The following is a 22,687-nucleotide window of genomic DNA, read 5'->3' as shown; positions in this document are numbered from 1 at the left end:
AATTCGGACATGGAACAACCAACGGTTTATCAGCCGAAAAACCCCGTCCGTTTTGTGACTGCATCCAGCTTGTTTGATGGACACGATGCTTCCATCAATATTATGAGACGTATTCTGCAATCTACAGGAGCAGAAGTGATTCACCTCGGCCATAACCGCTCTGTTGAAGATGTGGTAAATGCGGCTGTGCAGGAAGATGTGCAGGGGATTGCTATTTCCTCTTATCAAGGCGGGCATGTGGAATACTTTAAATATATGGTTGATTTGCTAAATCAAAAAGGAGCAGGACACATACGTGTTTACGGCGGAGGGGGAGGCGTAATCATTCCAAGGGAGATTAAAGAGCTGCATGACTACGGAGTCGCTCGAGTATTCTCACCGGAAGATGGACGCACGCTAGGTCTGCAGGGAATGATTAATCAGATGATTGAAGAATGTGATTTTATTCCACCCCTTAACGTAGAAAAAGGAATTGAGGAATTGACAGAGGGAAATCACCAGGCGATCGCCCGGTTTATTACGTATGTAGAAAACACCCCGAAAGAAGAGCGGGAAGCCGTTGCCGCTTTTGAAACCGCTGTTGAAAATACGCAGGAAAAGACGATCCCTGTCCTTGGTATTACAGGCACAGGAGGAGCAGGAAAAAGCTCACTTACCGATGAATTAATTCGTCGCTTTATTAATGAAATTCCTGATAAAAAGATAGCTATCCTTTCTGTGGACCCCACGAAAAAGAAAACAGGCGGAGCCCTTTTGGGTGACCGTATTCGTATGAATGCCATTTTCAACCCAAGGGTTTATATGAGATCACTTGCTACGCGGGAAGCACGTTCGGAACTTTCTACTGCCGTGGAAGAATCGATTCATGTTCTTAAGGCTGCCGGCATGGACATGGTCATTGTAGAAACGAGCGGGATTGGCCAGGGCGATGCTGCGATTACCGATATTACCGATTTATCAATGTATGTCATGACTTCTGAATTTGGGGCGCCGTCTCAACTTGAGAAAATTGATATGATTGATTTTGCTGATTTTATCGTGATCAACAAATTTGAACAAAAAGGTTCTGAAGATGCTATGAACCAGGTTAAGAAGCAGTATCAGAGAAGTCACATGCTGTTTCATGAAGACGAGACACAATTTCCTGTTTACGGAACAATTGCGAGTCAATTTAATGATCCTGGTACCAACACTCTGTTTGCAGCCATTGTTGATCAGTTAAACGATAAATTCTCCTGGCAGGACGACACCTCTTTTGAGCGCGTAAGCAAAGTGGAGAAGCAGAACGTAATTATTCCTAATGATCGAAAACAATACTTACGAGATCTTTCACTTGCCGTTCGTGATTATCATGAAAACGCAAAAACGCAGGCAGAAAAAGCCCGCAAGCTTTACCAATTGAAAGGCACGCTTGAAGAGCTTGAGGACGATGCCGCAAAAGCGAGTATCGAGCGTCTGGTTGAAGATTATGAACGAACAATAGACCGCGAGGCGAAAGAAAAGCTGGATGACTGGGATGATCTTCATAAGCGTTACAGCGGAGACACCTACACGTTTAAAGTGAGAGAAAAGGAAATTACCATGGATCTTACGACCGAAAGCTTGACCGGTTTGAAAGTTCCTAAAGTCGCACTACCTAAATATTCGGATTGGGGTGACCGAGTCAACTGGCTCCTCAGGGAAAATGTTCCTGGTGCTTTTCCGTTTACCGCTGGAGTATTCCCGTTCAAACGTAAAGGAGAAGATCCGAAACGCCAGTTTGCCGGGGAAGGTACACCGGAGCGCACCAACCGCCGATTCCATTATTTATCTGAGGGAGACGAAGCTAAGCGTTTGAGTACAGCTTTTGATTCGGTCACGCTCTACGGTGAAGACCCGGATGAGCGACCTGATATTTACGGTAAAGTCGGGGAAAGCGGCGTAAATATTTGTACACTTGAAGATATGAAAAAGCTGTATGATGGGTTTGATTTAATTGATCCAACTACTTCAGTTTCCATGACCATTAACGGCCCTGCTCCCATTATTTTAGCGATGTTTTTCAATACAGCCATTGATCAGCAGCTTGATAAATTCCGGGAAGAGCATGGACGTGAACCTAATTCTGAAGAAGCGGAAGAGGTGAAAGCCCGGACGATTAATGTGGTTCGAGGTACCGTTCAGGCAGATATTCTAAAAGAAGATCAGGGTCAGAATACGTGTATCTTTTCTACAGAATTTGCACTTCGTATGATGGGGGATATTCAGCAGTATTTTATTGATCATCAAGTGCGAAATTATTATTCCGTTTCTATATCCGGGTATCATATTGCAGAAGCAGGAGCGAACCCGATTACGCAGCTCGCGTTCACACTCGCAAATGGTTTTACGTATGTCGAATATTATTTGAGCCGCGGCATGGACATCAACAAATTCGCACCTAACCTTTCTTTCTTTTTCTCAAATGGACTGGATCCGGAATATACCGTTCTCGGGCGGGTTGCTCGCAGGATCTGGGCGATTGTTATGCGCGATAAGTATGGAGCCAACGAGCGCAGCCAAAAGCTTAAATATCATATTCAAACATCTGGACGCTCTCTTCACGCACAGGAAATCGACTTTAATGATATCCGTACTACTCTGCAGGCACTCATTGCCATCCAGGATAATTGTAATTCGCTCCATACCAATTCCTATGATGAGGCCATTACGACGCCGACAGAGGAGTCCGTCCGACGAGCAATGGCAATCCAAATGATTATCAGTAAAGAATTCGGTTTAACGAAAAATGAGAATTCATTACAAGGTTCATACATTATCCGTGAGCTTACAGATTTGGTAGAAGAAGCGGTTCTACAGGAATTTGAGCGGATCAACGACCGCGGCGGAGTGCTGGGAGCAATGGAGCGCCAGTACCAGCGAGGTAAAATTCAGGAAGAATCCCTTTATTATGAAGGTAAAAAACATTCAGGGGAGCTGCCAATTGTAGGAGTGAACACGTATCTTAACCCTAATCCTCCTTCTGAAGATGAGATCGACTCCATGGAATTAGCCCGTGCATCTAAAGAAGAAAAGGAACATCAGATTCGGGAACTCCGTAAATTCCAGGAATCCAATCAAACTGAAACAGAAAAAGCACTCAATCGTTTGAAAGAAACAGCTAGCGGCGGAGGAAACATCTTTGAAGAACTGATGGAAACCGTCCGTGTGGCAAGTCTTGGCCAGATTACACATGCCCTTTACGAAGTAGGTGGCCAGTACCGAAGAAATATGTAAATGAACAATGCCCTGCCTCTACGAAAGAGGCAGGGCGTTTATTTGGGGCTAGTGGCCGCCCCCGATTTGGTCATCATCATGGGCCTGATTAATTTCTTTAACGTATGGCTTATTAATACCGTACCATTCATAGGTGAGTTCGTAATTCTCACCAGCTTCAAGGACCATCCAGGTGCTTGAGTCCTTCACTTTGATTTTCTTTCCATCGACTTTAATGTAGTATTCGTCCTCTTCATGGGTCTTCTCTGAAATCGTCGCTTCTGTTAAGTGTTTAGAATGAATTTTACCATAGCTGGTAAACAGCCAGAGCGAAACAGCGATGACGGCTATGATGGTGGCAAACCAGTTAAAAGGATGGGTTTTCACAGATATCTCTCCTTTAAGTTCTGTATATACGATATTTCATGCTGATCATTCTTCGCGTTGATTTTTCATATAAGCTACTAGTTCTTAAATAAAATCTCGTTGTTATATAGGTAGAGAAATGCAACCGGGGAAATGTTTTATTTACCAGACCGCCACTCCTTACCTGAAAGTTCTGAAGGGGAGCCCTCCGGATAACAATGCCATAATTGAATAACTCAAATGAAAAAATCAGCCACAACGTTTTAGCATAGCTTTATTTTAAAATATTTTCAGGCGAACACCAAGTATCCTGTCTAAATAGTTTTAGATAGATGTTTATAATCATACATGCTTGGTTAGAAAGGAATACAAAAGGGTAGTAGAAACCTGCGATAATCTATTTGATTTTTAAAAGACCTAATCATATAATGGATGGTATGATTAAATGTGATTCGTATGCCTATGAGGTCACTTATCCTATTTTGTGAATATAAAGGAGTGCTGGATCGTGAGCGTAAAAGAACTGAGCAAAGATCAGATTAATGAAACATCAATGATTGAACTTGCAACGATCATTTTGGAAGAGGAAAGAGAAGCGATCGACTTTAATGAGATCTTCCAACGTATTGCCAAATTAAAAGGTTTTACAGAAGCTGAGAAAGAGCAGTATATTGCGCAGTTTTATACTGACATGAATATTGATGGTGGATTTATGACCATTGGTACAAATAGATGGGGACTGAAAAAATGGTATCCAGTAGAACAAATGGAAGAAGAAATTGCTAATCTTCCTCAGAAACGTAAGAAGAAAAAGAAAAAGCCTTCCAAGCTTCTTGAAGATGAATTGGGTGTATCTGACTATGATAGTAACGAAGAGGATGACCCGGAAGAAGATGTGGAACTTACCGATGAAGATCTAGATCTCGACGATGATGATGACTATGATGGAGATTATGAAGATGACGACTTAGACGAAGAGGAAGAAGAAATCGTAGAAGATGACGTTAGCTTCGTAGGCGATGAAGATGAGGAAGACGATAAATAAAAACGGCGGTTGACTTTCAAAACCGATATAAGTACAATCTTATTTGGGCTCTTTAATTTCTGACACGAAATAATCGAACGCTCCCCAAGTGCGGGGAGCGTTTTTTGTTTTTTATGTGCGATTAACGAGGATGGGTTATTGAATCCATTCATCAAATATTTAATTATAGTGAATAACTAATAATGACTAATAGAGAAAGAGGGATCGTAGTGGCGAAAGAGACGAAATATATATTTGTAACTGGCGGTGTAGTGTCTTCCTTAGGAAAAGGGATTACAGCTGCTTCATTAGGGAGATTATTAAAAAATAGGGGACTTAAAGTAACGATTCAGAAATTCGATCCCTACATTAACGTGGACCCAGGGACGATGAGTCCTTATCAGCACGGAGAAGTATTTGTAACGGATGATGGGGCAGAAACCGACTTGGATTTAGGTCACTATGAACGCTTCATCGATATTAATTTAAATAAATTCAGTAACGTAACTACAGGTAAAGTGTATTCAAACGTTATTAAGAAAGAACGCCGCGGAGATTATCTGGGTGGGACAGTTCAGGTTATCCCGCATATAACCAATGAAATAAAAGAACGTGTCTTTCGTGCTGCTCATGAAACAAATGCTGACGTTGTCATCACAGAAATCGGAGGAACGGTTGGCGACATTGAATCACTTCCATTCCTCGAAGCCATTCGTCAAATTAAGAGTGATATCGGGCGTGATCACGTCATGTATATCCATTGCACCCTGGTTCCTTATTTGAAAGCTGCTGGTGAAATGAAGACGAAACCAACCCAGCACAGTGTTAAAGAATTACGTTCTCTTGGGATTCAGCCGGACGTTATCGTACTGCGTACTGAGATGGAAATATCTGAGGATATGAAAGAAAAAATTGCGCTTTTCTGCGATATTAACAAAAACGCTGTAATCGAAGCGGGAGATGCAGATACGTTGTACCACGTACCTATTACACTTCAAGCGCAGAATTTAGACCAGCTTACTTGTGATCACTTTGGTTTGGATTGCCCGCCAGCCGATATGACAGAATGGAATCAGCTTATTAATCAGGTGAAGAACCTTGAAGAGAAAGCGACCATTGCACTCGTAGGGAAGTATGTAGAGCTTCCGGATGCTTATATTTCAGTAGTTGAAGCTCTGAAACATGCAGGATATAGCTTTAATGCGGATGTTGAAGTGAAATGGGTCAACTCCGAATTTATCACAAGCTCAAATGTGCAAGAACAATTACAGGATGCTGATGGTATTCTCGTTCCTGGTGGATTTGGCGATCGTGGAATTGAAGGAAAAATCGAAGCTATTCGCTATGCGAGGGAGCATCGAGTACCTTTCCTTGGCATCTGCCTGGGAATGCAGTTGGCAACGGTAGAATTTGCTCGCAATGTACTGGGACTGAAAGGGGCACATTCGGCTGAAATTAATCCATCTACTCCGCACCCGATCATCGACCTTCTTCCTGAGCAGAAAGAGGTTTCGGATCTTGGGGGTACACTACGACTGGGTATTTATCCATCCCGTCTTAAGGAAGGTTCCAGAGCTTTGGAAGCTTATGGAGAAGAGGTTATATATGAACGTCACCGTCACCGCTTTGAGTTCAATAATCATTATCGCGATCAGATGGAAGCGGCCGGTTTCAACTTCTCTGGAACCAGTCCTGATGGAAGATTAATCGAAATTATTGAAGTTGAGGATCACCCTTGGTTCGTGGCGAGCCAATTCCATCCGGAATTTAAGTCTCGTCCTACTCGCCCTCAAGAACTTTTCTATGGCTTTGTAGGCGCAGCTATGAATCAGAAATAGTAAATATGTAATAAAAAGATGTTACGACAATTTTGTTGTAACATCTTTTTTTGCAGGCTGGCTAAACGGAATGCGTAGTTTTAACTTTCCTTGTTGCAGATAAGCTCCCATTACTTGAAGACTCGATTTCGAGACTTTTGTGAGAATTTGGTCCTACGGGGGACGATTTCGCTTTTCGGCCCTGCACGATGCAGGGTCGTTCGACGTTGCCACAGGACGTGGCGATCTTAGTCGAACTTCTTATATGTGCTGAGCTTCCTCGGGCTTATCAGCCCTGCGGGATCTCACCGATCATGTTCATCCCGCAGAAGTCTGCATCGTCCCCCTTCGGAGCTTGCCGAATTAGATGCTCGAAACCATTTAAGACGTCGACGGATTGATGAGAAAAAAAGCATGTGATTATGAGGCTATTTCATGATATAACGTTGTGGAATAGCATGTCATAAAAGGATTTAGGACCGATAAGAAGGAGTACAATCTTTCCTATAAAAGCGTCCGTTATTCTTACTCGGCTGGGCTGGTGGGGAAATGGCGAGACTCCCATGGGAGAAGGGACTAGGTGAGATCCCGCAGCGAGTGAAACGAGCGAGGAAACTCTTGGCCAAAAGGAGGATCGACTAAAGTCGCCACGTCCTGTGGCAACGTCGATCGACTCTACGTCGTGTAGGGCCATAGGAAAGTGTTCAAATGTGGCATCACCCCGCAAGACACGACCAGCATAAGCCGAGCATCAAAAGGACGGTGGTCTTTCCGTCCGTTGATGAACGGCTTATGTCTCGAGTGTCTGGGTGATAGAACAAGACGAGTTATTTCCCCACCAGCCCTTCTTCACATACCGTAACAGACCCGAATTATCTCGAAACTGAGTCTTCAAGTAATCGGCCCGTTTCTTCAATAAGCTCTAAGGTGAGAAGGCCATATAAAAATAAGCCAATTGAGATTTTACAGCTTTTTATATCATGTCGTGTTTAGTTGCAAAATTCGACTTTCTTCTTCTCAAAACAAGAGAAATTTAGGGTTCGAACATGTGTGCGCAGGAAAACGGCTTACAATCATCGAACTAAACAAGCAGAGAGAAAGAAGAGGACTAGGAGATAAGGTGTATATTTACTAATATTCGAAAGGCAGGGATAAACCATGTCGAACAAGATACTAATCGTAGATGACCAGGCCGGTATAAGGCTTTTACTTGAAGAAATCTTAAAGACCGAGGGATATGAAACAATAAGTGCTAAAACAGGAAAACAAGCTTGTGAACTTGCTGAACAACAAAGCATCGACCTTGTGATTATGGATTACAATCTGCCGATTATGAATGGAAGTGAAGTGCTGTCTCATCTTGATAAAATCGGTTTTACCGAACCAGTGCTTATAATTACAGGCCGATCGAGAGAATCCATTGAAGAAGCTATGGAATATTCTTTCGTACAGGAAATTATTTTAAAGCCATTTGACATCCATAAATTGAAAGAAATGGTATCTGGAACCTTAACACATAGTAGCTGAACTAATATTTTTCAAATGTAAGCGTTCTACTGCTTTTTAGAGTGTTGCACCTGGGATAGGGTATTGGTATTCTATTACTGTGAGTAAACTTGCATGTTATAATTTCATATGGAAATGTACGTGTAGAGTATAGATCGTATTTACAAAAGGAGGATCTTTCATGCCACTGGTATCAATGAAAGAAATGCTAGAAACAGCTAAGGAAGAACGCTACGGAGTAGGACAGTTCAACCTTAACAATCTTGAATATGCTCAAGCAATCCTGCAGGCTGCTGAAGAAGAGCAATCTCCAGTAATCCTTGGAGTATCCGAGGGCGCTGGTCGATATATGGGCGGTTTTAACGTCGTGGTTGACATGGTTAAAGCGCTTATGAAATCTTATGGTACAACTGTACCGGTAGCGATTCACCTTGATCATGGTTCAAGCTTCGAAAAATGTGCAGAAGCAATCCACGCTGGATTTACTTCTGTTATGATTGATGCTTCCCATGATCCACTTGAAGAAAACATTGCACTAACTAAAAAAGTAGTGGAATTAGCACACATTCATGGTGTCTCTGTAGAAGCAGAGCTTGGCCGTGTAGGTGGTCAGGAAGATGATATTATCGTAGATGATGCAGAAGCAGCTTATGCCATTCCATCTGAGTGTAAAAAACTAGTGGACGAAACGAATGTTGATGTATTTGCTCCGGCGCTTGGTTCTGTGCACGGTCCTTACAAAGGTGAACCAAACCTAGGTTTTGACCGTATGGAAGAAATCATGGGTCTTGTAGACAAACCGCTTGTTCTTCACGGTGGTACCGGCATTCCAACAGCCGACGTGAAAAAAGCGATCTCGTTCGGAACAGCAAAAATCAACGTGAATACTGAAAGCCAAATGGCTCAAGGAAAAGCTGTACGTCAAGTACTAGCTGAACAGCCTGAGCAGTATGATCCTCGTAAATATCTAGGACCAGGACGTGACGCGATTAAAGAAACAGTAATCGGCAAAATGCGTGAATTTGGTTCCTCTCAAAAAGCATAATCACTCAAGAATAGGAAGCCGTTACATCGTAGCGGTTTCCTTTTCCACATGAATGAAAACGCAATCATTCAATATTTTTCATTGAATTAAATATTTGAAAGGTGGATTTAAAAATGAAATTCTTTATTGATACAGCAAACATTGACCAAATCCGTGAGGCTAAATCCCTGGGGTTATTATCTGGAGTAACGACAAATCCGAGTCTCGTAGCAAAAGAAGGAGTTTCATTCCACGAACGCTTGAAGGAAATAACAGGAGAAATAGACGGCTCTGTTAGTGCGGAAGTCGTTTCAGAAGATGCTGAATCTATGGTTGAAGAAGGTAAAGAGCTTGCGGCCATTGCTCCTAACATTACGGTGAAAGTTCCTATGACGCTTGAAGGTCTGAAAGCTGTTAAAATGCTAAGTGAATTGAACATCCAAACAAACGTCACCCTTATTTTTTCTGCCAACCAAGCATTGATGGCTGCTCGTGCTGGAGCTTCTTACGTTTCTCCGTTCCTTGGCCGATTGGATGATATTGGTCAGAACGGGATGGAGCTGGTTGCGCAGATCTCTGAAATATTCGACCGTCATGCCATTGATACAGAAATCATTGCAGCTTCGGTTCGTCATCCAATCCATGTAACGGAAGCCGCTATCAACGGAGCTCATATTGCGACCGTTCCTTACAAAATTTTCGAGCAGATTGTTCAGCATCCACTCACGGAACAGGGGATTGAAAAATTTCTTAATGACTGGAACAATCAAAAATAACGTGTTAAATGGTAAAAATTGCACATAATAAGGTCATCAACTTTTACCTTTAAAGCGAGGAGTATCTCATGCATAAATTATTAGTAGAAGGTGGATCGCGTTTACGTGGACAAGTTCGCGTAAGCGGTGCGAAAAACAGTGCCGTTGCTTTGCTTCCGGCAGCTATTCTAGCTGATTCTCCAGTCACAATTGAAGGACTTCCTGACATTTCAGATGTTGGGATTTTGTCCGATCTTTTAGAAGAAATCGGGGGCACGGTGAAAAAAGATGGACGAACCATCCACATCGACCCTTCCCAAATGGTTTCCATGCCGCTTCCAAATGGAAAAGTGAAAAGGCTTAGGGCCTCTTATTATTTCATGGGAGCGATGCTTGGACGTTTTAATAAGGCGGTCATCGGACTGCCGGGAGGCTGCCATTTAGGGCCAAGGCCGATTGACCAGCATATTAAAGGCTTCGAGGCATTAGGCGCTGAAGTAACAAACGAGCAAGGGGCAATTTATCTTCGAGCTGAAGAGTTGCGTGGTGCGCGAATATACTTAGATGTTGTAAGTGTAGGAGCTACGATCAACATTATGCTTGCTGCTGTCAGAGCTAAAGGAAAAACGGTAATTGAAAATGCAGCAAAAGAGCCTGAAATCATTGATGTAGCTACACTACTCACAAGTATGGGAGCTAAAATTAAAGGAGCAGGGACGGATGTTATCCGGATCGAGGGAGTGCAGGAACTAAAAGGCTGCTTGCATACCATTATTCCTGATCGGATTGAAGCCGGGACTTATACGATTATGGCTGCAGCTCAAGGGGATGAAATGATCATTGATAATGTTATTCCTCAGCACCTTGAGTCGTTACTTGCTAAGTTGCGTGAAATGGGCGTAACGATCGAGGAAAATGACGAACAATTGTATGTACGTCCCGGGAAGCATCTGCGAAGTGTGGATATTAAAACGCTTGTATATCCAGGGTTCCCTACCGACTTACAACAGCCGCTCACTTCGCTGCTTACAAAAGCAGAAGGAACAGGAATTGTAACAGATACCATTTACCAGGCTCGTTTTAAACACGTGGATGAACTTCGACGCATGAATGCCGCTATAAAAGTCGAAGGAGGCTCAGCTATCGTCGCTGGACCTTCCAAACTACAAGGAGCAAAGGTGAAGGCTTCAGATCTTCGTGCTGGTGCTGCTCTTGTTATTGCAGGTCTGATGGCAGAAGGGATTACGGAGATTACAGGTGTCGATCATATTGAGCGAGGATATGAAAACATTACGAATAAGTTGATTGAACTAGGTGCTAATGTCTGGTACGAGGAAATGTCCGAGAGAGAAATTGAACAATTCCAGAACTCGTAGGTTTCCGATTGACCTGTTCAAAAGTTTAATGATCCTGCACAGTACTGAGGCGGCGGTAATTCATATACCTTTTGAGCAAACGAAGCCGAAATTCTCTGAGTAGTCCAGGCTCGGCGCTGGAAGAGAGGTTGCCTGCTGTTTTTAAATGTTTAGGCGGAGACATTCGAGGGAAGCTAATACCATCTATAGATGAACACTTTGAGAAATGTAAAGGCGTAAAGATAGTAGTGGCGTACTTCAAATGAAAGTTACGATAGCTATTAAGTCAACAAATGAATTGTAATAGACAAACCTGCACCATAGCCAAATTTAAAATATGGAAGCCGGGCTCCGGCTTCCTCCTATTCTACGAAAAGATACCGCACGTCTTCTCAGTATGTTTCCAAACTTTACGATTGAATCCTCAGGAGGACAAGAGTACAATATAGGTTGTTCGATAGAGATAGAAGAGAATGGACTATTTAACCCTCCATAAGCTTCAGTATTTAACTTCACTTAACTTCTCCTTTTACTTTCATTCCGACATTCAATAGAGAAGTCAAATTTCTTTCCGCATAAATAAGCTTACATTGGAAAAAATTCCTGTTCAGACTCGATTAGAAATTAAAATAAAAGTGGTGATTTTGTGGCAGATTTAACCATCTCCAATTTAGAGACGATGACGTTAAAGGGACTTTATGCGAAAGCAAGACAGTACAAAGTCTCCTATTATGCAAAACTGACAAAAAGAGAATTAATCTTTGCTATATTGAAAGCACAGGCCGAGAAAGATGGCTTTTTATTTATGGATGGAATTTTAGAGATCATTCCATCGGAAGGGTTTGGTTTCCTCCGCCCAATTAATTATTCTCCAAGTGCTGAGGATATTTATATCTCTGCTTCCCAAATTCGTCGATTTGACTTAAGGAACGGAGATAAAGTATCTGGAAAAGTACGTCCACCAAAAGAAAATGAACGTTACTATGGATTGCTGCACGTAGATGCGGTTAACGGAGAAGATCCTGATTCAGCAAAAGAGAGGGTTCACTTCCCCGCTCTTACCCCTCTGTATCCGGATCGTCATATGAAACTGGAGACAGAGTCTAACAAACTTTCTACACGTGTAATGGATGTCATTTCCCCGGTAGGGTATGGCCAGCGTGGACTCATTGTAGCACCTCCAAAGGCTGGTAAGACGATGCTGCTTAAGCAAATGGCTAACAGCATTACCACTAACCACCCTGATGCAAAACTCATCATTTTACTTGTCGATGAGCGTCCGGAAGAGGTGACGGATATTGAACGCTCCGTCCATTCCGATGTAGATGTGGTCAGCTCTACCTTTGATGAAGTTCCAGAGAACCATATTAAAGTATCGGAACTAGTTTTAGAACGTGCCATGCGTTTAGTAGAGCATAAGCGTGATGTTATTATCTTAATGGATAGTATTACGAGACTCGCTAGAGCCTACAACTTAGTCATTCCTCCGAGTGGACGAACGCTTTCCGGGGGGATTGATCCCGCTGCCTTTCACCGTCCGAAGCGCTTTTTTGGAGCGGCCAGAAATATTGAAGAAGGCGGCAGCATGACTATACTGGCTACTGCATTAGTCGATACAGGGTCTCGTATGGATGATGTTATTTATGAAGAATTTAAAGGAACAGGCAACATGGAGCTCCATCTGGATCGAAGTCTGGCAGAGCGTCGTATCTTTCCAGCGATTGATCTACTTCGTTCAGGCACCCGTAAAGAAGAGTTACTTCTTAAAAAAGACCATTTAGAAAAAATTTGGGCTATAAGAAAAATGATGTCAGATGCCCCTGATTTCTCAGAGAGATTCATGAAACGACTCAAAACTTCCAAGAATAACGAAGAATTTTTTGAAATGATGAACAAAGATATGCAGGGCAAATCAGCTCAAGGAAGACGCTCCTAGTACTCTTACATTATTTTCACCTAAGACCATGCAGGATCTAATCTTGCAATGGGGGGTGTCCCCTGTTATAATCTTTCTATGTGAGTTTCAGTAAAAGGTGTGTAAACTAACCTTCGACGGCTCTTACAATAACTCTGTTTCTAAAGGAATCAGGGCAAAAAGGAGTGGAAGAACATGAAATCAGGAATTCATCCAGAATACCGTAAAGTTGTATTCCTAGACACAAGTTCTAATTTCAAGTTTCTAACCGGATCTACACAAGCATCCGAAGAAACGATCGAGTGGGAAGATGGAAACACTTATCCATTGATCCGTATCGAGATTAGTTCTGCGTCTCATCCGTTCTACACTGGCAAACAGAAAGCTGACAAAGCTGGTGGCCGTGTGGATCGCTTCAAGAAAAAATATAACCTTTCATAATAATGAGCGCCTATCCTTATGGATGGATGCTGCATCATTTTGAACAAAAAACAGGCAAATTGTCTTTATGGTTTGCCTGTTTTTTTGTCAAAAATGACTGGAAACAGGGAGAGAGAACCTTTTTCAGAAATGAACTGAAAAAAGATGGTTAACATAAGTGAAACTATATTGTGGAAAAGGAAAGTGGCTACTTTATAGTTTTGTGTATGTTAGGGTTGGTTGCTCGAGTCCTCTATAATCTTTATACATAGAGCTGTCCTTGATGGTCCGTGAGCGATTGATCATTCGTTCGGGGACGGAATCAGGAGGGCTCTTTTTTAATGAAACCTGCGACGTGTTGATTGTGTAAGAAGGGAGCGACAGTGGACGTGTATGTAATGAAGCAAAGCGGATGGGTAGAAGTCATTTGTGGAAGTATGTTCAGTGGGAAATCGGAGGAATTAATTCGCCGGGTACGCCGTGCGACGTTTGGAAACTTAACGGTTCGTGTGTATAAGCCTGCCGTTGATAATCGTTATAAAGAAGATGCAGTCGTGTCTCACAATGGCACTTCAGTTCTGGCACGCCCTATGAAGGAATCTCTGGATATCCTGAGCGATGTCGGTGATGAAGTGGATATCGTCGGGATTGATGAAGTACAGTTTTTCGATGAACACATTGTAGAAGTAGCAGAATGTCTGGCTGATCGGGGGATTCGTGTTATTACGGCAGGGCTGGATACAGATTTTCGTGGAGAACCTTTTGGGAAGATGCCGGAGATGATGGCACTTAGTGAAAGTATCACTAAACTAAATGCAATTTGTCCTATATGTGGTTCGCCGGCAAGCCGAACTCAGCGTTTAATTGATGGGAAACCGGCTTCTTATCATGATCCTATTATTTTGGTTGGGGCATCTGAATCTTACGAACCGCGCTGCCGCCATCACCATGAAGTCCCTCATAAGCCCAGACCGCAGCAAGTTAAGGCGGCTTATGCGGAAAGAAAATAAATAGAAACAGGAAAACCGGTTGTGTAGAATGTACACACCCGGTTTTTTAATTAATAATTATCCTGTAATCATTAACAAGTAGGATGGTTTTGCCTGGTTGCAGGGATGGTAAGCGTCTCTTACAAGTCGTACTCCCGCGAAATTGTTTGTTTCCAAAATTATAATTAACCTTAATTATAATTTTGGATGTATTGGGGAACGTTTAATATAACAATGCTAGTGGAAAATCATTTAAAGACTATAAAAATGCTTTTTAAAAGGATGACATGTATGGAGGAACGTTCACTGCAATCTGAAATATCCAGCTATATTGGTAAGCTTTTGCGTGATAACTTCGGAAAAGGACCGGCTTCCGTTTACGTTACCATTCAAAAACCTTATGTAACCATTTACTTGAAAGATTTTCTGGCTCCAATGGAAAAGCTCCTGGTAGGTCAGAATAATAAAGATAAAGTAGAGGAAACCCGTGATTTACTTATGCAGGAATTAATCCCTGATATTAAAGCAACTTTCCGTGCTACGGCGGGGATAGAATTGAAGTCCCTTTATTACGACTGGTCGCTGACAAATCGTACAGGGATGATCATTGGAATTATTCAATCAGATGAAGAGTTAGATCCGTCCGTGAAGGATTATAAGCACAAAGCGGCTCTTCAGGAAGAAATAAAGAAAGTCTCCAAGCAAGCGGAAAAAGTACCGGAATCGGTAAACTCTTTTAAAATCAACGACCGCACGATAGTGGTGGAACGTAATGGTATACTTGTGGCTATTGAAAAAGAAATGATTCGTTCCGGCTTTGGTGAACAGCTCAGAATGGCTAAACGCCATCTTGAGAAGAGACTGCTTCACCAACTGTCATTAGAGAAAATATTACAGCTGAAAGTAGAAGACATCTTTGTGGATTGGGATTTCGACTCTGACTTTAGTCACATTATTTTGATTGTGAAACCCGAAAGCTGAGAATAGAAATGGACAAGCTCTTTTTTTACAAAAGGTGTGACATTCCTGCAAAAGGAAAGGTGGAATAACGATGCCTGTGACTGGTTCCAGCCCATTATTGAGAAAAGCTGATTTGTTAAAAAATTGCTGTCAAGCTTATGCTTATGCTGTAGAGGTTCATCAGAATAACAGCCGAATGGCGGAAGATATGTGCAAGTCCTGTGCTGAAGTTTGCCGGGCATGTGCGGAAGACTGTCTTAAACTTGAACAGGATTCTCTTAGGGAAGATACGTATCAAATGTGTTTAAAGTATGCAGGGATGTGTGAAAAAATTATGGGTTTTCAGGTACACTCTACAAAAAAAGAGTGGAAAGAATCCATTTAGCCTGACTTTAGACCCCTTTTATTTAAGATGATTCTATACTATAATAGTAATTGGAGACGGTTCAAATATGTGCTGTCTTTTATAGGAATGTAAATTACAACTTCAAATTATACCTCCGGTAAAGTTTGACTAGATAATAGAGCTAGGCAAAAGCCGAAAAGACCATTATATATGGCCTTTTCGGCTTTTGTGTTTTGAATTGTAAAATAATGTGATTGTCTTGGAAATGGACAAAAGAAAGGGGTCTTGCAATGACTTATCGCATTGTTGGAGTAGATGATTATAATATAGTCATCGAATTTAGAAAAGATAACAAAGAAATAACGTTCAAAAGTTACGATGAAGCAGAAAAGTATAAGCAGCTTATTGTGAAGGAAGCGATTATACCGAGTAAATATAAACTGACTATAAAAGAATAATACATGAAGAAAGGTGCATTCCCGAAAAGGGAGGCACCTTTTTTTACTTTGTAAACCATACATAAACCCATGGGTCTGAGAGAACAATAACAGTAAAAGAGAAGAGGTGATTGTCATGTTTCGGTACACGATACTCGTTCTTGCGGCCGTATTGTTTCTCTCAGGTTGCGGACTTCAAGTGGATAAGTATCAAGGGCAGACAAGTAGAGATGACATAGAAAATATGGGTATGAATGAGAAGATAACGACGGATACTCAAAACCCTCGTTTAATTAAATATGTTGGTGACTCATGGGGGCTGAAACAAGATCGAAAGCTTATTAAAGAAGCTGCCGATGAAGTACCGGGTGTTAAAGTAAAACGAGTCATTCTGGAAGCGAGTCAAGTCTGGGTTTCGGTTGATATGAAGAATGAAGATAAAATGTCGGATGAAGAAATCGAAGAATGGAAATCTGAAATCAAGCAAGCCGTATATAAAGCTGTTCCTCGCTACAATATTCATGTAAAGATTAAATAAGGAATGTGCCTGGTCGTTTTCTTTTTTTAAAGTCTGACCAGGCATTTTTTACAGCCAGCCCCCAGGTTATTCAGATTAGTGAAGGAGCTCAGGTTGTATCCACGAGTTCTCTATAATATAATTATAATGTTATGGAGAAAGAGGTGCATACCATTGATCGAACGCTTACAAACATTGGAAGATCGTTATGAAAAATTAAACGAGCTATTAAGTGATCCTGAAGTCATTTCTGACACGAATAAACTTCGCGAATACTCTAAAGAGCAATCCGGTCTACAGGAGACCGTAGAGGCTTATAGAGAATATAAAGAGGTTACCGAGCAAAGGGACGATGCCAGAGCGATGCTTGATGATAACCTTGATGATGATATGGAAGAAATGGTAAAGGAAGAACTTAATGAACTCTCTCAGAAGAAGCAGGAATTAGAAGAACGCCTGAAAGTCCTCATGCTTCCGAGTGATCCTAATGATGATAAAAACGTTATTATGGAAATTCGCGGTGCGGCCGGAGGCGATGAGGCTGCCTTATTCGCTGGCGACCTATATCGTATGTATGCCCGCTATGCGGAAATGCAAGGCTGGAAAACGGAAGTGATTGAAGCCCATGCCAACGATGTAGGCGGGTATAAAGAGATTATCTTTATTGTGAACGGTGAGCGTGCCTATTCCAAAATGAAATTTGAAAACGGAGCTCATCGTGTCCAGCGTGTCCCTGAGACAGAATCAGGAGGGCGGATTCATACATCTACGGCTACTGTTGTAGTTATGCCAGAAGCGGAAGAAGTAGAAGTAGAAGTACATGATAAAGATATTCGTGTAGATACGTTTGCTTCGAGTGGACCAGGGGGGCAGAGTGTTAATACGACCATGTCAGCTGTCCGCTTAACCCACGAACCGACCGGTATCGTTGTATCCTGTCAGGATGAAAAATCCCAGATCAAGAACAAAGAGAAAGCGATGAAGGTTCTTCGTGCTCGTATCTATGACAAATTCCAGCAGGAAGCTCAAGCAGAATACGATGAGAGTCGTAAATCTGCAGTTGGGACCGGTGACCGCTCAGAGCGCATTCGTACGTATAACTTCCCGCAGACGCGTGTTACAGACCATAGAATTGGTTTAACCTTACAGAAGCTGGATCAAGTTCTTCAAGGGAATATGGACGAAATTCTTGAGGCTCTTCTTATAGAGGAGCAGACGAAAAAGCTTGAGCAGCTTGGTGAATAACATGAATTCAAATTTTACTACGATTCAGGAAGCCCGGCACTGGGCTTCCGTTTTTTTAGGTAGGCATATGCGGGAAACAAGAGTAGCTGATTTATTGCTGGAGCATGTTTTAAACATGTCTTTCGCTCAGTTGTTAGCTTATGAAAAAGACCCTTTTCCGGAAAATAAACGCGAGGTTTTCGTGGAAAGTGTGCGGGTTCACGCTGAAACCGGCATGCCTGTCCAGCATATTATAGGAGAGGCTGAATTTTATGGCAGAAGCTTTTCAGTGAACTCAAATGTTTTAGTCCCTCGCTCTGAAACGGAAGAACTGGTGGAAGGTATCTTGAAATGGGTAGAAACCTCTAAAAAGGATAAGCCTCAAATAGCGGATATAGGTACTGGAAGTGGGGTTATAGCTATAACACTAGCGCTTGAACTGAACCAAGCAGATGTATATGCAAGCGATATTTCTGAGGAAGCATTGCAAACCGCTTCTGGCAATGCTCAAAAGCTAGGAGCAGATATTCAATTTATTCAAGGTGATTTTTATGCACCCTTCAAGGATCGACCGGTTGATATTGTGGTTTCCAATCCCCCATACATTGCGTATGCAGATAAGGATTTGATGGATGATACAGTAGTGAACTTTGACCCGGCTCTCGCCTTATTTGCGGATTGGGAAGGGTTGGCTGCTTACGATACGATTATCAAACAGATTAAGGACTCGGGTCATCGTCCTTCTTTAATCGCTTTTGAAATTGGATATCTACAAGGGAATGCAGTAAAAAAAATAATTCAAGATAGCCTTCCTGAGTACACGATAGAAATTCGTAAAGACATCAATAAAAAAGATAGGATGGTTTTTGCCAGCTGCATTTTCAGATAGATCTGAAACAGAATCTAAAAGAACTGAATAGGGAGATAGTTCGCTAAAAGTACGTCGTTTATATGTATAGAGCCGTATGTCTTCCTACTTCTCCATTCTATTCAAATAACAACACCCAAGTTAAAAGTACCTTATGATCTTAAAGAGAATAGGTTTATAGATTAATAGGTTTAATTTCTTCCTCCTCTGCCTATACTAGCAACTAACAGAGGGACAGGGAGGACTTACCAAAATGAAAAACACCGTACGCTTATTATTCGCATTAATCATTATTATTGTCGTATTACCCTGGGGGCAAAGCACAGGAGCTGAGTGGAAACAATATCAAGTCATTCCTGACGAAGCTATTCGTCTGCGCATATTAGCTGACAGCAATGATCAAAAGGACCAGCAGATTAAACGACTTGTACGGGATGAAGTAAATCAGGAGATTAACACGTGGGTAAAAGATTTAACTTCTATTGAAGAAGCCAGAGAACTGATTCAAAATCGTCTTCCTGAGATTGAAAAAGTAGTAGCCGAAACCCTCGAGAAAGAAGGTATAAACTACTCTTATGAAGTAGATTATAATGACTCCGTTACGTTTCCTGCTAAATTGTACGGTACATATATGTACCCGGCCGGTGAATATGAAGCTATTTTAATTACTCTGGGGCAAGGGACGGGAGATAATTGGTGGTGCGTATTATTTCCGCCGCTATGTTTCCTTGACTTCTCTAACGGCACAAGTGTAGCACAAGCTGAGGAAAAAAATTCAGATAAAATAGAAGCCGAACCTGCAGATGATGAAATAGAAGTGAAATTCTTCGTGGTCAAACTTTGGGATAAACTATTTTCCTAGCATATCATCCACACCCTTTCTCATAATGTAAAAGAAAAGGGGTGTGGATGATTCGTGTATATTGAAAAAATGGACGAGAAACTCTACTATTTAAAAGAAGGAAAACAGAAGATTGGAGATTTTCAATTGAGTGCTCAGGGGAATGGGGTATTTAAATTAGAGCAGCTGCAAGTCGTTTCCCAGATTTCACCCAGTCAGATTCTGGGTGTTTTTGAATTGATTCAGTATTATGCGAAGGCACAGAAGATGGATGAAATTCATGTGGACAGTCATTCGGGATCCCTTGATCATATCCTGCAGCATCAGCATTTTGAACGGCAAGATGTCGAAAAGTGCTTGTGGATATATCGAGTTAATCACAACTGACTGTGTATAAATGGAGTACTTATGCACATATAAGTCTATTCCGGTGGATAACCTGTGGATTATATTTTTTCAATGTAAAAATTACTAACGGTTTCTTTGGATATGTGGGTATCTTTGTGGATAACTTGAGGACAACCTGTGTATAATGTCTGAATTTGTGGAAACTTGTAGAATAGAGACAACTAGAACAAGTTAATTGTCGAAGAAAAGGAGTATTAGAAATGGGTATGATCACGAAGTTGTGGAAACCAACTGAACAACCAGAGAAATCAGAGGGTTCCATACAAGAAGCGGCGCACTTATTGAGAGAACAACAAGTGGTTGCTTTTCCTACAGAGACAGTCTATGGTCTTGGAGCAGATGCTACGAATGAAAGTGCTGTTCAAAGGATCTTTGAAGCTAAGGGGCGACCATCTGATAACCCCTTGATTGTGCACGTAGCAAGCATAAGAGAAGTAGAGGATCTCGTTACTCATATTCCTCAAGTAGCTCGTAATCTTATGGAAAGATTCTGGCCGGGGCCGCTTACTTTAATTTTAGAAAGCAACGGAACAGCCGCAAAGAATGTAACGGCGGGCTTAAGAACGGTTGCGATTCGCATGCCGGATCATCCATTAGCTTTAGCTTTGCTGGAGGCGGCAGAACTGCCTTTGGCCGCACCGAGTGCGAATCGTTCAGGTCGCCCTAGTCCTACAAAGGCAGAACATGTGCATCAGGATTTGGAAGGACGTATTGCAGGTATTCTGGATGGAGGACCGACGGGGGTAGGAGTAGAATCAACGGTACTGGATTGTACATCTGACATTCCGGCTATCCTTCGCCCGGGAGGTATTACAAAAGAAGATCTTGAAGAGGTATTGCCTGAAGTGAAAATTGACCCCGGCTTAGCCGGAAAAGACACGCCCCCGGTGTCTCCCGGGATGAAGTACACACATTATGCCCCTGAGTCTCCGTTGTGGTTAATAAAGGGGGAGGATGAGTTCTTCAGGAAGAAGCTGCATGAATTACAAGAAGAAGGGTACCGGATCGGGGTCATTGCAAGCAATGAACTGGCTGAGAAACTTCATCATGAATTCGTTCTTCCGTGTGGATCCAGAGAGAACCTTACGGAGGTAGCTAACCGACTTTACGAGGTTTTGCGTGAATATAAAAAGTCAGATATTGATCTTATTCTATGCGAATCTTTTCCAAATTATGGCGTAGGGGCGGCAGTTATGAATCGATTAACAAAAGCCTCTGTTAAGATCATCGAGCAGCCCTGACATATAGAGTCTGCTTCCCGCATACGATGAAATAGCATGTCCGGGGAGGGCTCATATTTGGAACAAGTTACGGGGTTGGTTTTGCTTTCGTTAGCCTTAGGTTTGGATGCTTTCTCGGTTTCACTAGGAATGGGACTGCAAGCGGTCCGTTTAAAACACGCATTCTTTGCGGGGATTGTGGTAGGTATTTTCCACATGTTTATGCCTGGGCTTGGCATGGCTCTTGGCCAATGGCTTTCAGGCAGTGCTAGTGAGTGGGCGGCTGTCGGAGGAGGTTTATTGCTTTTCTGTCTGGGAAGCTATACCGTTTTTGCATCATTCACGGACAAGCATAATGCGGCTTATACCCTGGCGGGAGCTGGGTTGTGGCTTTTTGCCCTTAGTGTGAGTATTGATAGTTTTCCGGTTGGTTTCAGTTTAGGACTTCGTGAATCAGAGGTTTTTGTGTCTATTTTTTCCTTCGGTCTGTTCAGTATGCTGCTAACTTGGGTGGGTTTTGTTATTGGAAGGCGTGCCAGTGGTCTTCTTGGGGTGTATAGTGAATTACTCGGAGGAAGTATTCTCTGCGCGCTCGGGTTGCATGCCATTTTCTGACAAAAATTTTAACTCCCCCCTGTGTGTATGATATTATGAAGTAAAGTGATAAACGGTTAGGAGAATTGGCTGTGAATATATTATTTGTTTGTACAGGAAATACTTGCCGAAGCCCTATGGCCGAAGCTCTCTTAAAAGCAAAGCTCTCAACGATTGAGGCACGTTCAGCCGGTATATTTGCCGGTGAAGGAGAGCCGATGTCCAAAAATACAGAACTTGTTCTTAGAGAATGGAAGTTTGACATAGATCACAAAACGAGTTCAGTAACGGCAGAATTGTTAGAGTGGGCGGATCTTGTGTTGACTATGACGGATCGTCACAAACAAACCCTGGCCATTCAATATCCGGATTATCAGGATAAATACTTTACTCTAAAAGAATATGTACTTATCGACGAAAATCAGTGGCAGAAGCTGAAAGAGCTATACGCTAGATTTGAAGAGAAACGTTCTTCTATATTGAGTCATACGGCAAATTTAAGTGATGAAGAAATGGAAGAAAAGCTGATGACTGATTTAAAATCAGAGATTAAACAGATTGAAGAAATCGAAAACAGTATCCCTGATATTAACATTATCGACCCTTTTGGCGGGAGTTTGGATGCTTATAGGGCGACGCGGGACGAGTTAGATAAGTATATTGAACTTCTCGTTAAAAGATTGAACGGTACCTCTTCCTAACGGTCTGGTTATAGCCGTGAGGCAGGCTTGAGAGTACCGAATTACATAAAATAGACATTTTATTTACTTTTTGACCTCCGTCTCAAAATTGATGAACGAGCAAATTTTCAACTCTTAACGAATTTGGTCAACATTAAAATTCACTATTATTCATGCCTCCTGATTT

General features: G+C 42.0%; 22 protein-coding genes. 21 read left to right on the top strand and 1 reads right to left on the bottom strand.

Annotated elements, in window-relative coordinates; genetic code table 11:
• The first annotated feature begins 9 nt into the window (after positions 1-9).
• Entirely contained in the window at positions 10-3,255 is a 3,246-nt protein-coding gene (icmF, locus tag LCM11_RS09330) for a fused isobutyryl-CoA mutase/GTPase IcmF (RefSeq protein ID WP_224893972.1), read from the top strand.
• 48 nt (positions 3,256-3,303) lie between these two features.
• Here icmF and LCM11_RS09325 read toward each other — a convergent pair whose 3' ends face one another.
• Positions 3,304-3,621: a hypothetical protein gene (locus tag LCM11_RS09325; protein WP_224893971.1), complete on the bottom strand. Its 318-nt coding sequence runs from the start codon at positions 3,619-3,621 to the stop codon at positions 3,304-3,306.
• Positions 3,622-4,108: 487 nt separating this feature from the next.
• On the opposite strand from LCM11_RS09325, the gene rpoE reads away from it, so the two are divergent.
• From rpoE to LCM11_RS09225, 20 genes are all read left to right on the top strand, one after another.
• Complete coding sequence (gene rpoE, locus LCM11_RS09320; protein WP_224893970.1) at positions 4,109-4,645, top strand: DNA-directed RNA polymerase subunit delta; 537 nt, start codon at positions 4,109-4,111, stop codon at positions 4,643-4,645.
• A gap of 209 nt (positions 4,646-4,854) precedes the next feature.
• Complete coding sequence (locus tag LCM11_RS09315) at positions 4,855-6,462, top strand: CTP synthase (RefSeq protein WP_224893969.1); 1,608 nt, start codon at positions 4,855-4,857, stop codon at positions 6,460-6,462.
• Positions 6,463-7,599: 1,137 nt separating this feature from the next.
• A complete protein-coding gene (locus LCM11_RS09310) occupies positions 7,600-7,968 on the top strand; it encodes a response regulator (protein ID WP_224893968.1) in 369 nt (122 codons plus the stop codon).
• Positions 7,969-8,128: 160 nt separating this feature from the next.
• On the top strand, positions 8,129-8,992 hold the full coding sequence (gene fba / locus LCM11_RS09305; RefSeq protein ID WP_089751296.1) for a class II fructose-1,6-bisphosphate aldolase: 864 nt from the start codon (positions 8,129-8,131) through the stop codon (positions 8,990-8,992).
• 113 nt (positions 8,993-9,105) lie between these two features.
• Positions 9,106-9,747 (top strand): fructose-6-phosphate aldolase, encoded by a 642-nt coding sequence (fsa, locus tag LCM11_RS09300; RefSeq protein ID WP_224893967.1) that lies wholly within the window; start codon positions 9,106-9,108, stop codon positions 9,745-9,747.
• A 68-nt stretch (positions 9,748-9,815) separates the two neighbouring features.
• On the top strand, positions 9,816-11,102 hold the full coding sequence (locus tag LCM11_RS09295) for a UDP-N-acetylglucosamine 1-carboxyvinyltransferase (RefSeq protein ID WP_224893966.1): 1,287 nt from the start codon (positions 9,816-9,818) through the stop codon (positions 11,100-11,102).
• 625 nt (positions 11,103-11,727) lie between these two features.
• Positions 11,728-13,017: a transcription termination factor Rho gene (rho, locus tag LCM11_RS09290; RefSeq protein WP_224893965.1), complete on the top strand. Its 1,290-nt coding sequence runs from the start codon at positions 11,728-11,730 to the stop codon at positions 13,015-13,017.
• A 174-nt stretch (positions 13,018-13,191) separates the two neighbouring features.
• Positions 13,192-13,437, top strand: a complete 246-nt coding sequence (locus tag LCM11_RS09285; protein ID WP_014644848.1) for a type B 50S ribosomal protein L31 — start codon at positions 13,192-13,194, stop codon at positions 13,435-13,437.
• 368 nt (positions 13,438-13,805) lie between these two features.
• Entirely contained in the window at positions 13,806-14,426 is a 621-nt protein-coding gene (locus tag LCM11_RS09280; RefSeq protein ID WP_224894074.1) for a thymidine kinase, read from the top strand.
• Between the two features lie 270 nt (positions 14,427-14,696).
• Entirely contained in the window at positions 14,697-15,386 is a 690-nt protein-coding gene (locus LCM11_RS09275) for a Na-translocating system protein MpsC family protein (protein ID WP_224893964.1), read from the top strand.
• A gap of 70 nt (positions 15,387-15,456) precedes the next feature.
• Positions 15,457-15,750 (top strand): four-helix bundle copper-binding protein, encoded by a 294-nt coding sequence (locus tag LCM11_RS09270; protein WP_224893963.1) that lies wholly within the window; start codon positions 15,457-15,459, stop codon positions 15,748-15,750.
• A gap of 251 nt (positions 15,751-16,001) precedes the next feature.
• A complete protein-coding gene (locus LCM11_RS09265; protein WP_224893962.1) occupies positions 16,002-16,169 on the top strand; it encodes a hypothetical protein in 168 nt (55 codons plus the stop codon).
• A 115-nt stretch (positions 16,170-16,284) separates the two neighbouring features.
• Positions 16,285-16,686 (top strand): hypothetical protein, encoded by a 402-nt coding sequence (locus tag LCM11_RS09260; protein WP_224893961.1) that lies wholly within the window; start codon positions 16,285-16,287, stop codon positions 16,684-16,686.
• A 153-nt stretch (positions 16,687-16,839) separates the two neighbouring features.
• Positions 16,840-17,910, top strand: a complete 1,071-nt coding sequence (prfA, locus tag LCM11_RS09255) for a peptide chain release factor 1 (RefSeq protein WP_224893960.1) — start codon at positions 16,840-16,842, stop codon at positions 17,908-17,910.
• Position 17,911: 1 nt separating this feature from the next.
• Complete coding sequence (gene prmC, locus LCM11_RS09250) at positions 17,912-18,778, top strand: peptide chain release factor N(5)-glutamine methyltransferase (RefSeq protein WP_224893959.1); 867 nt, start codon at positions 17,912-17,914, stop codon at positions 18,776-18,778.
• Positions 18,779-19,010: 232 nt separating this feature from the next.
• On the top strand, positions 19,011-19,619 hold the full coding sequence (gene spoIIR, locus LCM11_RS09245) for a stage II sporulation protein R (protein ID WP_224893958.1): 609 nt from the start codon (positions 19,011-19,013) through the stop codon (positions 19,617-19,619).
• Positions 19,620-19,673: 54 nt separating this feature from the next.
• Entirely contained in the window at positions 19,674-19,985 is a 312-nt protein-coding gene (locus tag LCM11_RS09240; RefSeq protein WP_224893957.1) for a hypothetical protein, read from the top strand.
• A 227-nt stretch (positions 19,986-20,212) separates the two neighbouring features.
• Complete coding sequence (locus LCM11_RS09235) at positions 20,213-21,247, top strand: L-threonylcarbamoyladenylate synthase (protein ID WP_412098141.1); 1,035 nt, start codon at positions 20,213-20,215, stop codon at positions 21,245-21,247.
• A gap of 57 nt (positions 21,248-21,304) precedes the next feature.
• The gene (locus LCM11_RS09230) at positions 21,305-21,841 is read left to right on the top strand and encodes a manganese efflux pump MntP family protein (RefSeq protein WP_224893955.1); all 537 of its coding nucleotides are present in this window, start codon (positions 21,305-21,307) and stop codon (positions 21,839-21,841) included.
• Between the two features lie 71 nt (positions 21,842-21,912).
• Positions 21,913-22,521 carry a low molecular weight protein arginine phosphatase gene (locus tag LCM11_RS09225; protein ID WP_224893954.1) on the top strand — a complete coding sequence of 203 codons (609 nt, stop codon included), beginning with the start codon at positions 21,913-21,915 and terminating at the stop codon, positions 22,519-22,521.
• The last annotated feature ends 166 nt before the right edge of the window (positions 22,522-22,687 follow it).

It is taken from the genome of Halobacillus halophilus, from assembly GCF_020171985.1.
GTDB classification, from domain to species: Bacteria; Bacillota; Bacilli; order Bacillales; family Halobacillaceae; genus Halobacillus; species Halobacillus halophilus_A.
The sequence above is the reverse complement of the archived record's forward strand: the minus strand, read 5'-3'. Positions and strand labels throughout refer to the sequence as shown.

What these genes read in the sequence shown, in the direction of transcription:
- LCM11_RS09310 (WP_224893968.1), top strand. Translation starts at nt 7,600, where the DNA reads ATGTCGAACAAGATACTAATCGTAGATGACCAGGCCGGTATAAGGCTT.
- prmC (WP_224893959.1), top strand. Translation starts at nt 17,912, where the DNA reads ATGAATTCAAATTTTACTACGATTCAGGAAGCCCGGCACTGGGCTTCC.
- icmF (WP_224893972.1), top strand. Translation starts at nt 10, where the DNA reads ATGGAACAACCAACGGTTTATCAGCCGAAAAACCCCGTCCGTTTTGTG.
- LCM11_RS09295 (WP_224893966.1), top strand. Translation starts at nt 9,816, where the DNA reads ATGCATAAATTATTAGTAGAAGGTGGATCGCGTTTACGTGGACAAGTT.
- fba (WP_089751296.1), top strand. Translation starts at nt 8,129, where the DNA reads ATGCCACTGGTATCAATGAAAGAAATGCTAGAAACAGCTAAGGAAGAA.
- LCM11_RS09260 (WP_224893961.1), top strand. Translation starts at nt 16,285, where the DNA reads ATGTTTCGGTACACGATACTCGTTCTTGCGGCCGTATTGTTTCTCTCA.
- spoIIR (WP_224893958.1), top strand. Translation starts at nt 19,011, where the DNA reads ATGAAAAACACCGTACGCTTATTATTCGCATTAATCATTATTATTGTC.
- LCM11_RS09275 (WP_224893964.1), top strand. Translation starts at nt 14,697, where the DNA reads ATGGAGGAACGTTCACTGCAATCTGAAATATCCAGCTATATTGGTAAG.
- fsa (WP_224893967.1), top strand. Translation starts at nt 9,106, where the DNA reads ATGAAATTCTTTATTGATACAGCAAACATTGACCAAATCCGTGAGGCT.
- LCM11_RS09285 (WP_014644848.1), top strand. Translation starts at nt 13,192, where the DNA reads ATGAAATCAGGAATTCATCCAGAATACCGTAAAGTTGTATTCCTAGAC.
- LCM11_RS09265 (WP_224893962.1), top strand. Translation starts at nt 16,002, where the DNA reads ATGACTTATCGCATTGTTGGAGTAGATGATTATAATATAGTCATCGAA.
- LCM11_RS09235 (WP_412098141.1), top strand. Translation starts at nt 20,213, where the DNA reads ATGATCACGAAGTTGTGGAAACCAACTGAACAACCAGAGAAATCAGAG.
- LCM11_RS09270 (WP_224893963.1), top strand. Translation starts at nt 15,457, where the DNA reads ATGCCTGTGACTGGTTCCAGCCCATTATTGAGAAAAGCTGATTTGTTA.